Source organism: Enterococcus durans, from assembly GCF_002277935.1.
Taxonomy (GTDB): domain Bacteria; phylum Bacillota; class Bacilli; order Lactobacillales; family Enterococcaceae; genus Enterococcus_B; species Enterococcus_B durans.
In genome coordinates this window covers 220687-233365 of sequence record NZ_CP022930.1, presented here as the reverse complement: position 1 = coordinate 233365, position 12679 = coordinate 220687, and the positions used below count along the sequence as shown (strand labels likewise).

The window sequence follows — 12679 nt, the reverse complement described above, 5'->3', positions numbered from 1 at the left end:
AGAGTGGGAGAAAATATGAGTTTAAAAGCGGGGATCGATGTCGGTTCGACGACCGTCAAATTAATTGTAATAGATGAACAAGGAAAGACGATTTATTCTAAGTATGAACGACATTACTCAGATGTCAAAAAAGCAGCGTTACAAACATTGAGAGAAGCGCAAAAGTTGGTTGCTGAGCAGCCTCTTTCGATTGCAATCACAGGATCAGGTGGAATGGGATTAGCAGAGATGTTAGATATCCCCTTTGTTCAAGAAGTTATTGCCTGTACACGAACGGTAGAGGAAATCATACCGGAGACAGATGTCGCAATCGAATTAGGTGGTGAAGATGCGAAAATCACACTTTTTGAAGGCTCTTTGGAACAGCGGATGAATGGTAGTTGTGCAGGAGGCACGGGAGCTTTTATTGATCAAATGGCTTCTTTACTTAAAACAGACGCAAATGGAGTCAATGAATTAGCTAAAAATTACCAACAAATTTATCCGATCGCTTCGAGATGTGGCGTTTTTGCAAAAACGGATGTTCAACCACTGATCAATGAAGGTGCTGATCGTTCAGATATAGCAGCGAGTATCTTTCAAGCTGTCGTGAATCAAACTATTGCTGGACTTGCTGCTGGTCGTAAAATCAAAGGGAAAGTCGCATTTTTAGGTGGACCGCTTTACTTCATGTCTGAACTTCGTCAACGATTCATCGATACGTTGAATCTAGCCCCAGAAGATGTCATTTTCCCAGAAGATCCGCAATTGTTTGTGGCGATGGGCGCAGCATTTTATGCAGAAGAAGCTGAGCCAACCACAATGGCGAAACTCATTGACACGTTAGAAAATGGGAACCAAGCCCAATTAAATCCTTCCAAGACATTGACTCCTTTATTTAAAGATGAAAATGAACTTGCTCAATTTCGTCAAAGACATGCAAAAGCACAGGCTTCAGAAAAAAAGCTTTCTGAACATCACGGTGTCGCATTTTTAGGCATCGATGCAGGATCAACTACAACAAAAGTAGTCTTGATAAATGAAGATGGCGATATCTTATTTTCTTTTTATGGCAATAATGAAGGCCAGCCTTTGGAAACAACGATGGCAGTTTTAAAAGACCTTTATGAACAGTTACCAGAAGATGTCTATATCGGAAAAGCAGCTGCCACTGGGTACGGTGAAGCATTGATCAAGAATGCACTCAAAGTCGATATTGGTGAAGTTGAAACAATGGCACATTATAAAGCTGCAAATTTCTTTCAACCAGGTGTTGACTTTATTTTAGATATCGGCGGACAAGACATGAAAGCTATGACTATCAAAGAAGGTGTGTTATCTTCGATTCAGCTAAATGAAGCTTGTTCTTCAGGTTGTGGTTCCTTTATTGAAACATTTGCCAAATCTTTGAAATATGACGTAAGAAGTTTTGCGCAAGCAGCAGTCGAGTCGCAAGCACCAGTTGATCTAGGTTCACGTTGTACTGTTTTTATGAACTCAAAAGTAAAACAAGTACAAAAAGAAGGGGCATCTGTAGGGGATATCTCTGCAGGACTTTCTTATTCAGTTATCAAAAATGCATTATATAAAGTAATCAAAGTAAGAAGACCAGAAGAACTTGGAGAAAAAATCGTTTGCCAAGGTGGCACTTTTTATAATGAAGCTGTGTTACGTGCATTTGAAATGATTAGTGGCAGAGAAGTCGTTCGTCCATCCATTGCAGGTTTGATGGGGGCTTATGGAGCTGCTTTGATTGCACTGGAAGATTACGAGATTGGTGATGAAAGTACGATTCTTTCTTTAGAAGAATTGGCTCAATTTACTTCTGAAAAAGAATTCACTCATTGTGGTCTTTGTGAAAACAATTGTATGTTAACTGTTACTCTTTTTTCTGATGGACGACGTTTTATTACAGGAAATCGTTGTGAACGCGGCGCACGTATCAAAATCAAAAAAGAAGATAAAAAGGTCAACTTAGTCGATTATAAGTACCGTCGTTTGTTCAAGTACCGTCCACTTCGAAAAAAAGAAGCTGTCAATGGAACGATCGGGATACCTCGTGTACTGAATATGTATGAAAATTATCCACTATGGCATACATTCTTTTCTGATCTAGGATTTAGAGTAACTTTATCTCCTCGTTCAAACAAAGAACTGTATGAACAAGGAATGGAAACAATTCCTAGTGATACGGCTTGTTACCCAGCTAAATTGACACATGGTCATATCCAAGCACTAATTGACTCGGGTGTCTCAAGAATCTTTTATCCAGGGGTCATCTTTGAACGTCCTGAATTTGCGGGTGCAGACAATCATTTCAATTGTCCGATCGTACAAAGCTATCCAGATGTCATCCGCAATAATGTCGATGATATCCGCGCAGGCAAAGTGGATTATCGCAATCCATTTCTGAATTTAGCAAATGAAGCGTCTGTTGCAAAAGTCCTACATCAGACATTTTCTGACTTTGGTTTCACAGAAGAAGAAGTAGCAACAGCTTTGCATCATGGTTATGAAGAACTCGATTCTTTTAAACGAGATATCCAACAAAAAGGTGAAGAAACGTTAGTTATGTTGAACCAGAAAAACCAACGAGGAATTGTTCTTTCTGGCAGACCGTACCATTTAGATCCAGAAATCAATCATGGGATCGCTGAAGTCATCACACAAGAAGGATTCCATGTTTTGACGGAGGATAGTATTTCTCATTTAGGAGATGTAGGAAATCTTCGTGTGGTAAATCAATGGGTCTATCATTCACGTTTATATGCAGCTGCAAGGGTAGTCGCAAAATCGAAAAATCTTGAATTGGTTCAACTAAACTCATTTGGTTGTGGGATCGATGCGGTCACAACAGACCAAGTGGAAGAGATCATGGATCAATATGGCAAGATCTACACGGTGCTTAAAATTGATGAAGGATCGAATCTAGGTGCCATCAGGATCCGGTTACGTTCACTAAAAGCCGCAGTAAATGAACGAGAAAAACGACAATTTGAACCTGTAAAACGGTTTGAAGAACCTGAAAAAATCACTTTTACGAAAGAAATGAAGGAAAAACACACATTGTTATTACCGATGCTTAGTCCGATCCATCAATCAGGTTTAGTGGATGTCGCACTAAATGCTTCTGGGTATCATGTAGTTTGTCTACCAGCAGAAGACAATGAAGCAATCAATGTTGGCTTGAAGTACGTCAACAATGATGCTTGTTACCCTGCAATCATTTCGATTGGTCAGATAGTTGAAGCACTTGAAAGTGGCAAGTATGATTTGGAAAATACAAGCGTCATGATGACACAAACTGGCGGAGGCTGCCGAGCAACGAACTATATCCCACTTTTACGTAAAGCATTGAATGATGCTGGCTTTGGACAAATCCCCGTTGTTTCTATCTCAATGGGAAATCAAGGGGTAGAGTCTAATCCAGGATTTAAGTTTACTTTGCCTATGCTTAAACGTGTAGCTATTGCCTTTTTATATGGGGATCTCTTCGAAAGAGTCGTTTATCGTACGCGCCCTTATGAATTGGAAGAAGGCAGTATCGATCGATTGCATCAAGAGTGGCTGAAAAAAGTAGAAAAGAATGTGCGTAACGGTTCAATCACTTTATTCAACAGCAACATGAAAAAAATCATCCAAGCGTTCGATACCGTTCCGATTTCTTCTGAAAAGAAACCCAAAGTTGGTGTAGTTGGCGAAATTTTAGTGAAATACTCACCTACAGCGAACAATGATATCGTTCGACTATTAGAAGCAGAAGGTGCTGAAGCAGTCGTTCCAGACATCATCGGCTTTATGAACTATTCGTTGTATAACCAAATTTGGAAGTATGAACAACTTGGAATGTCAAAACAAAGCAAAATGCTTGCTCAATTTGCAATCAAAATGATCGAATGGATCGAAAAACCAATGGATAAAGCATTGCGCAAATCTGAACGTTTTGACGGAATCCAATCGATCGATGACTTGGCGAAAGATGCTAGCCAGATTCTTTCAATCGGGAACCATACAGGTGAAGGGTGGTTCTTGACTGGTGAAATGATCGAATTGCTAAAAAATGATGTGCATAATATCGTCTGCATGCAACCTTTTGGCTGTTTACCAAATCATGTCGTGGGCAAAGGAGTGATCAAAGAATTACGTCACCGCTACCCTAATGCGAATATCGCAGCCATCGATTATGATCCAGGTGTATCCATCGTCAACCAGTTGAATCGTATCCGTTTGATGATGGCAACAGCAAATAAAACGTTGGAGAAACAGAAAGCATGAGCGTACATTTCCACTTCTGAATAGTAAAAAATATTTTTTGAAACAGTTCTATTGTGACGATGAGGCTAAGACAGAAGCGTTCAACCCAGAGAAATAAGTAGGGATTCATGAAAATTGCTTTTTAGCTTTAGATGGGTTTCGACTTATTTCAAAAGGAGTTGCTTCTGCTCCCACCGTTTCGAGAAGAGATCGAGAAAAAAGTCGTTTAGGTTTGAGAAATTGGAGAGAAAAAGGAACAATACGTTTTTTGTATTGTTCCTTTTTTTGGGAAAAGCCAAGATCATCGAAAGATTGCAAAAAAGAGGGGATTTAGCTAGAAGTGGTACTCTTTTCGGTTGTGAATCAGGTATATACCAGTTATAATAGAAGAAACGAAAGGACGGGTATACGATATGTCGAATCAATTACCAGTATATATACAAATTCATGATCAGATCAAAAGTGAAATCGAACAGGGCATCTGGAAAATCGGTGATCGTCTTCCTTCTGAAAGAGAATTAGCTGTAAAATTCAATGTCAGTCGAATGACTTTGAGACAAGCGATTCAGAATCTAGCTGATGAAGGGATCTTAGAAAGAAAAATCGGTTCGGGTACATATGTCGCGCGTAAAAAAGTACAAGAAAAGATGACAGGTGCGACAAGTTTCACTGAAATCATGGAATCACAGAACCGAGTACCTTCCAGTCGAACGATTTCTTATTTTTTGACATCTCCTAGCTCTAGTGAGATGGAAAAATTGAATCTGCAAAAAGAAGACACGATCTTACGTATGGAACGTATTCGTTACGCAGATGATATTCCAATCTGTTTTGAAGTAGCAAGTGTTCCTCAAAAAATCATCGATGCATACAGCAAAGCTGAAATAACCGAATCGCTTTATCGAACGCTTGAAGAAAAAAGCGGAAATAAGATCGGGGCAGCAAATCAAACCATCACGGCTGTGTTAGCATCTGAAAAGATCGCTGAGTATTTGGAGATTAAAAGAGGTGATGCGGTGTTGCGTTTGAGACAAATCTCTTATTTTGAAGACGGCACGCCATTCGAGTATGTACGTACGCAGTATGTAGGCAATCGTTTTGAATTTTATTTAGAAAAATAGTAGCAGGACATCTATTGGATAGAGGCTAGAACAGAGGTATTTAACTTCAAGGATCAAGTTGAAGGAGTTAAATACCTCTGTCCCAGCCTCTTTTTTGAAATTTCCGAAAAAAATGACTTTTGGACATCGTTTATTGGGAATTGGAGTCTATAACAAAACTGGTTTTTAGATTTGGCCTACGCTATTCATTTTTTGAGTGTCGACAAACAACAAAAGGTCACTTGACTTATTTGTTGACCAGTTGTTCATGATAAGAAACAGCACCATCGGTAAATGAGACTTGACCGTTCATCAACTCAATGATGGATTCTTTGAAAGAAGCCACGCTATCTTCTGTGACCAAACAAACTACAGTCACTTTATCTGTATAATTCGTTTCTTTGATCGTTAGCTGATTGAGTGTAAGATAGTTTTCTAATTTGCCTAATTGAGGATAGGTGATATGAACGGAAATCTCTTGTTGCAAGGTCCCTTTTACGATCCCAATCTCTTCTAAAGCATGTGAAACGGCATGCGTATACGCTCTGATCAGCCCCCCAGTACCAAGTTTTGTACCACCGAAATAGCGGGTAACGACCGCTATAACATTGATCAGTTCATTTTTTTTCAGCACTTCCAACATCGGTACACCAGCCGTTCCACTTGGCTCGCCATCGTCACTGCTTCTTTGGATCTCATTTTTTTCTCCGATCACGAATGCGCTACAATGATGATTTGCTTTCCAATGTTCTTTTTTTATTGCTTGAATAAAATCTTTTGCTTCCTCTTCACTTGTGACTCGTTTGAGAGAGCAGATGAAACGTGATTTTTTGATTTCGATTTCACTTTGTCCGTCTTCTTTGATCGTTTGATAACTATGAAGCATGGTACTCACCTCTTTCACATTACAGTCAATAGTAAAAGTATAATGAATTCAGTCCATTGTTTCAACATTTATAACGCTTGCGAAATCGGAAGAGTGTGCGATAATAAAAGGAGAGAGGTGAGATGGGGATGAAAGAACGTACAAAAAAATATGATGCCATTACGCAATATTTAAAAAACAATGGCGGCTCGCAAATTACTCTGACATTTACTCAAATCGATGAACTGCTCTTTCCCAGTTATGGCCTCCCTAAATCTGCCAGACAAAGTACTGATTGGTGGGCGAATGATTATAAGCATCCTGAAAAAGGTGCATATGGTTGGATAAATGCTGGTTACGAAGTAGTTGTAATCAATCTAAAAAAGGAATATGTTGTTTTTAATCAGCTAGTTAAATCAAGTTGGTTATTTGATTGAATGAAATTTTAAGAAACCGTTGACATTCTCTTCCTATTTTGTATAATAGGCACACAGGCGAAAAGAAAACGCTTGCTTTGTAAAAAGGAGAGAGTAAAATGACAAAGAAAACAATCATGCTCGTATGTTCAGCTGGGATGAGTACCAGCTTACTTGTAACAAAAATGCAAAAGGCTGCCGAAGAAGAAGGGATCGACACAGATATTTTTGCAGTATCCGCTTCTGATGCAGATAATCATTTAGCCTCAAAAGAGGTAGATGTTCTATTATTAGGGCCACAAGTTCGTTTTATGAAAGCTGACTTTGAAAAGCGGTTAGAACCAAAGGGAATTCCGTTAGATATCATCAATATGGCTGATTACGGTCTGATGAATGGCGAAAAAGTATTGCAACAAGCGCTTCGTTTGATCGAATCTAAATAATAAATCGGAAGCTGGAACAGAAGGGCTTACTTCTGCTCCACTGCTTATTCGAAAGTCTAAGACAAAAGTATTTCTTACTTTTGTCCTAGACTTTTTTTATAATCCTCTCGTTTTGGCATATTTAGTTACGGGAGGTGATTCAAGTAAACACTAAGCTTTACGGGAGGCGATTACTCACAAGAGAACTGAACGAAATGGAAGAACCGTCTTTTCAAACGATTCCCTATAAAAAAGTCCCAGCAGTTGTTTTGGAAAAAAATTGGCTCATCTGCGGTCGCTGTGGGACAAGAAACCGAAAAAAGAACTGTCGATTAACTGAGAACTTGTATTCTTGTACCCATTGTCTATTCTTGGGACGATGTGACAGTAGCCAGCAGTTATTTTTGTTTTGTCAGCCGTCATTAACAAAACGTCCCGTTGCATTTGCTTGGACTGGCCAACTAACCTTTTTGCAAAAAACGATTTCAGATGCTATCGTCAACAGCCCAGCGAAACAGCATCATTTGATCTGGGCAGTCACTGGGGCAGGAAAAACGGAAATGCTCTATGAAATAGTGATGAAAACCTTAAAGATGGGTGGCAGAGTCGTCTTGTCTTCGCCAAGAGTGGATGTCTGCAATGAATTATTTCTCCGCTTTGATAAAGTATTTCCAGAAGAAAATATTTTGCTACTTCATGGAAAAACAAAGCTACCTTACCGATTTAGCCCATTTGTGATCTGCACGACACATCAACTTTACCGTTTTTATCAAGCCTTTGATTTGGTTGTGATCGATGAAGTGGATGCATTTCCTTACGCAGACGATCAAGGACTTTCCTTTGCTGTGCAGACTGCGATCAAGCCAACAGGTAGATTTATCTATTTAAGTGCTACGCCGGCTGAACGTTTATTAAAAGAAATCCGTATGGCGTTTCAAATACACCGTTTGCCTTTGCGTTTCCACCAGCGATTACTTCCTGAACCAAAGCTATTTTTTTGGAATGCTTGGCAGAAAAAATGTCTGTCAGAGAAGAAGGTCCGCCCTTTGATACGCAAACTTGAACAGTTATTGACACGAAATCATGTATTGATTTTTTGTCCAAGCATCGAGATCATGGAACGCTTGACACGACTTTTGATGGAAAAAATGCCAGATTATAGAATAGCAAATGCTTCTGCTCGCGATCCAGATCGCATAGCGAAAGTGGCGAAAATGCGAGAAAAAAAGTATGATATCCTACTGACAACGATGATTCTTGAACGAGGAGTGACTTTTGAAAAAGTCTCAGTGGTCGTTTTAGGGGCGGATCATCGTGTATTTACAAAATCTTCATTGGTACAGATCGCTGGGAGAGCAGACAGAAAAGGCGCTTTTTCAAATAGTGAAGTGTACTTTTTCTATGAAGAAAAAACAATAGCTATTATCCAAGCTTGTCGCGAAATTAAAGAGATGAATAAGCAAGGCAAAAGATTGCGAGGTCAAAAATGAAATGTTGCTATTGTCATTGCCGTTTGATACACGACTTAAGCATCAAAGAAATTTTTTGGCGAGTAAAAAAAGTTCCACAGTTATGCAGTGATTGTACTGCGTTGTTTCAGCAAATTCCTAAACAAGGAAGATGTCCGCGTTGCGCAAAGCAGATCACGGAGAAGAATAAGATCTGTCAGGATTGTTTCACATGGCAAAACAAGTTTTCTGATTATGATTTTGTCCATCACGCTTTTTTTGTGTACGATCCTGCCTTTCAAGAATGGTTGAATCAGTATAAATTCATGGGAGATATCCGCCTTTCAGGAACATTCGCTACTTACTGGAAAAATTTACAAAAGCAACACCCAGAAGCCATTTTTTGTCCAGTTCCTCTATCAAACGAACGATTAGCTGAGAGAGGCTTCAATCAAGTGAGTGAAATGCTAGTAGCAGCGGAGGTTGATTATCAGATGTTAGTGACTCGTATCCATCACTCTAACCCACAAGCAAAAAAAACAAGAAATGAGCGATTAGCCAGCATCCAACCATTTGGTATTACGGTCGATCCGTCTGGAATAAAGGGGAAAACTATTTTTGTGATCGATGATGTTTATACGACTGGGCAGACGTTATTTCATGTAGCCAGTTGTCTTTTGCCTCATCAACCAAAGAAAATCCGGACGTATTCTTTAGCGCGATAAATAAATATTAGAAACTGATGGAATTGATAGCGATTTAGTTTGCAAATACATTAGAGTTCGATATAATAGTATTAAGAAGAGGGAAAGAGTGGTCCTTCTCCTTCTTGATTGTGGTAGACGAAAGGGGTAATTTTTATGTTTAGATATAATGTACGCGGTGAAAATATCGAAGTGACTGAAGCGATTCGGGACTACGTTGAGAAAAAAGTAGGAAAATTAGAACGTTACTTCAGTGACGCACCAGATGCTACAGCCCATGTAAATTTAAAAGTTTATACTGAAAAAACAGCGAAAGTGGAAGTAACCATTCCATTACCTTATCTTGTATTACGCGCCGAAGAAACTTCACCAGATCTATATGCAAGTATCGATTTGGTCGTTGATAAATTGGAACGTCAAATCCGCAAATTCAAGACAAAAATCAACCGTAAATCTCGCGAAAAAGGAATAAATGCAGCAGATGCGGCGGTTTTATTCAATAATGAAGCTGATGGAAATGAAAGTGATTCTGAATTAGATATCGTTCGTACGAAACGCTTGTCATTGAAACCAATGGATAGTGAAGAAGCTGTTTTACAAATGAACATGTTGGGTCATAATTTCTTCATTTTTGAAGATGCGGACACAAACGGTACAAGTATCGTTTACCGTCGTAAAGATGGAAAATACGGTTTAATCGAAACAGATTGATAAATAACAACTAAATCAGTAAAAATTGACTTGCAGCACTCTTAAAAGGGGTGTTGCGAGTCTTTTTTCACTTTTTCTAAGATGAGGAAATATGAATTAATTATGAAGTTCTCACTTTAATCGTCTTAAGATATTTCAATTATTAGTGACTAATGCTAAAATGGAAGGTATAGTCTACATAGTCTGGATAATATATGTAAAAAAGGAGATTACACAACGTATGGCCAATTTTATTCGTTCGATTATCGAAAATGATAAAAAAGAACTAAAACGTTTAGATAGCATTGCCAAAAAAGTCGAAGCCCACGCTGACGAAATGGCAGCATTAACAGATGAACAATTACAAGCAAAAACAGCTGAATTCAAAGCTCGTTACCAAAAAGGTGAAACATTAGATCAATTATTACCTGAAGCATTTGCGGTCGTTCGTGAAGCGGCAAAACGTGTTTTAGGTTTATACCCATACCACGTCCAATTAATGGGTGGGATCGTCCTTCATGATGGGAACATTCCTGAAATGCGTACTGGTGAAGGGAAGACACTGACTGCCACTATGCCAGTTTATTTGAATGCATTGACTGGAGAAGGGGTACACGTTGTTACAGTCAATGAATATTTGGCAACTCGTGACTCCACAGAAATGGGAGAACTATACAATTTCTTAGGCTTGACGGTAGGATTGAACATCAATTCAAAATCAGCAGATGAAAAACGTGAAGCTTATCTTTGTGACATCACATACAGTACGAATAACGAATTAGGGTTCGATTATTTGCGGGACAATATGGTCGTTTATCGTCATCAAATGGTTCAACGTCCATTGAACTATGCGATCGTCGATGAAGTAGACTCCATTTTGATTGATGAAGCAAGAACACCGTTGATCATTTCAGGACAAGCAGAAAAATCAACTGCTTTGTATACAAGAGCTGACAATTTCGTCAAACGATTGAAGGAAGAAGAAGATTATAAAATCGATGTTCAGTCTAAGACAATCAGTTTAACAGAAGCAGGAATCGAAAAAGCAGAAGAAACTTTCGGCTTAAAAAACCTATATGACATTGAAAATACAGCATTGACGCACCATCTTGACCAAGCGTTACGGGCAAACTATATCATGCTCTTGGACATCGATTATGTTGTTCAAGAAGGAAAAGTATTGATCGTTGACCAATTTACAGGACGTATCATGGATGGACGTCGTTATTCAGATGGATTGCATCAAGCGATCGAAGCAAAAGAAGGCGTAGAGATCGAAGACGAAACCAAAACAATGGCTACGATCACCTTCCAAAATTACTTCCGTATGTATAAAAAACTTTCAGGGATGACAGGTACAGCAAAAACGGAAGAAGAAGAATTTAGAGAAATCTATAACATCCAGGTTTTCCAAATACCAACCAACCGCCCAGTTATTCGTGATGACCGAGCAGATCTATTGTATCCTACATTGACAAGTAAGTTTCATGCAGTTGTCCAAGATATCAAAGATCGTTACCGTAAAGGGCAGCCTGTACTAGTAGGTACTGTTGCAGTCGAAACCTCTGAACTGCTTTCTGATCTATTGAATCGTGAACGGATTCCTCATGAAGTCTTGAATGCGAAAAATCACTTTAAAGAAGCAGAAATCATCATGAACGCCGGTCAAAAAGGCGCAGTTACGATCGCAACCAATATGGCTGGACGAGGAACAGATATCAAGCTTGGTCTTGGTGTTCGCGAATTAGGTGGTTTAGCCGTTATCGGGACAGAACGTCATGAATCACGACGTATCGATAATCAGTTGCGTGGACGTGCTGGTCGTCAAGGGGACCCAGGGATGTCTCAATTTTATCTTTCATTGGAAGATGATTTGATGAAACGATTTGGTTCTGAACGTATCAAAGCATTCTTGGACCGTATGAAGATCGGTGAAGAAGATGCTGTGATCCAAAGCAAAATGCTATCTAAGCAAGTTGAATCTGCTCAAAAACGCGTAGAAGGAAATAACTACGATACACGTAAAAACGTCTTGCAATACGACGATGTTATGCGTGAACAACGTGAAGTGATCTATAAACAACGTCAAGAAGTCATCATGGAAGAAAAGAGCCTTTCTAAACCATTGATGAACATGGTCAAACGCACGATCAGTCGTGTCGTCGATGCGCATACACAATTAGAAAAAGAAAATTGGAATCTGGAAGGGATCGCTGATTTCGCTGGTAGTACACTTGTCCATGAAGACAGCATCTCTGTTGACGATCTAAAAGGAAAAGAACCACAACAAATCAAAGAGTACTTGAATGAATTAGCACAGGAGATCTTCAATACGAAAGCCGCTCAACTGAACGGTCCTGAACAATTGCTTGAATTTGAAAAAGTAGTGATTCTGCGAGTGGTCGATTCAAAATGGACAGATCACATCGATGCGATGGACCAGTTACGTCAATCAATCGGTCTGCGCGCCTATGGACAAAATAATCCATTAGTTGAATATCAAACAGAAGGCTACAAAATGTTTGAAGACATGGTCGGAGCCATCGAATATGAAGTGACACGTATCTTTATGAAGGCAGAAATTCGTCAAAAGGTGCAACGTGAACAAGTATCACAAGGCGAAGCAGTTCAACCGACAACTGGTGACGCAAAAGAAAATAGCAATACAAATGCGAAAAAACAACCAGTGCATGTGAACAAAGTAGGCAGAAACGATCCATGTCCTTGTGGAAGCGGAAAAAAATATAAAAACTGTCATGGAAAAGATGAAAACTAATTTTTGACAGTAAAGTTGGTGAGAT

General features: G+C 39.2%; 9 protein-coding genes. 8 read left to right on the top strand and 1 reads right to left on the bottom strand.

Translation table 11 applies throughout. The features are described 5' to 3' along the window. The first annotated feature begins 15 nt into the window (after nucleotides 1-15). Nucleotides 16-4254 (top strand): 2-hydroxyacyl-CoA dehydratase, encoded by a 4239-nt coding sequence (locus CJZ72_RS01105; RefSeq protein WP_095443563.1) that lies wholly within the window; start codon nucleotides 16-18, stop codon nucleotides 4252-4254. A 392-nt stretch (nucleotides 4255-4646) separates the two neighbouring features. Next, entirely contained in the window at nucleotides 4647-5354 is a 708-nt protein-coding gene (locus tag CJZ72_RS01095; RefSeq protein ID WP_005880442.1) for a GntR family transcriptional regulator, read from the top strand. Nucleotides 5355-5580: 226 nt separating this feature from the next. On the opposite strand, the gene CJZ72_RS01090 is transcribed toward CJZ72_RS01095, so the two are convergent. Beyond that, complete coding sequence (locus tag CJZ72_RS01090) at nucleotides 5581-6219, bottom strand: YigZ family protein (protein WP_005880440.1); 639 nt, start codon at nucleotides 6217-6219, stop codon at nucleotides 5581-5583. 128 nt (nucleotides 6220-6347) lie between these two features. Between CJZ72_RS01090 and CJZ72_RS01085 the strand changes: the two genes are divergently transcribed. The 6 genes from CJZ72_RS01085 (at nucleotide 6348) to secA (ending at nucleotide 12654) form a co-directional block, all read left to right on the top strand. Further along, entirely contained in the window at nucleotides 6348-6635 is a 288-nt protein-coding gene (locus CJZ72_RS01085) for a DUF7662 domain-containing protein (protein WP_025479974.1), read from the top strand. Nucleotides 6636-6733: 98 nt separating this feature from the next. After that, complete coding sequence (locus tag CJZ72_RS01080; protein ID WP_005880436.1) at nucleotides 6734-7057, top strand: PTS sugar transporter subunit IIB; 324 nt, start codon at nucleotides 6734-6736, stop codon at nucleotides 7055-7057. Nucleotides 7058-7251: 194 nt separating this feature from the next. Then, a complete protein-coding gene (locus CJZ72_RS01075; RefSeq protein ID WP_095443561.1) occupies nucleotides 7252-8526 on the top strand; it encodes a helicase-related protein in 1275 nt (424 codons plus the stop codon). Next, nucleotides 8523-9209, top strand: coding sequence for a ComF family protein (locus CJZ72_RS01070; protein ID WP_081134250.1), 687 nt, complete (start codon nucleotides 8523-8525; stop codon nucleotides 9207-9209). Before CJZ72_RS01075 ends, CJZ72_RS01070 begins: the two co-directional genes overlap by 4 nt. A 135-nt stretch (nucleotides 9210-9344) precedes the next feature. Beyond that, on the top strand, nucleotides 9345-9899 hold the full coding sequence (gene hpf, locus CJZ72_RS01065; RefSeq protein ID WP_005880431.1) for a ribosome hibernation-promoting factor, HPF/YfiA family: 555 nt from the start codon (nucleotides 9345-9347) through the stop codon (nucleotides 9897-9899). A gap of 220 nt (nucleotides 9900-10119) precedes the next feature. Further along, the gene (gene secA / locus CJZ72_RS01060) at nucleotides 10120-12654 is read left to right on the top strand and encodes a preprotein translocase subunit SecA (protein ID WP_095443560.1); all 2535 of its coding nucleotides are present in this window, start codon (nucleotides 10120-10122) and stop codon (nucleotides 12652-12654) included. Nucleotides 12655-12679: the final 25 nt, after the last annotated feature.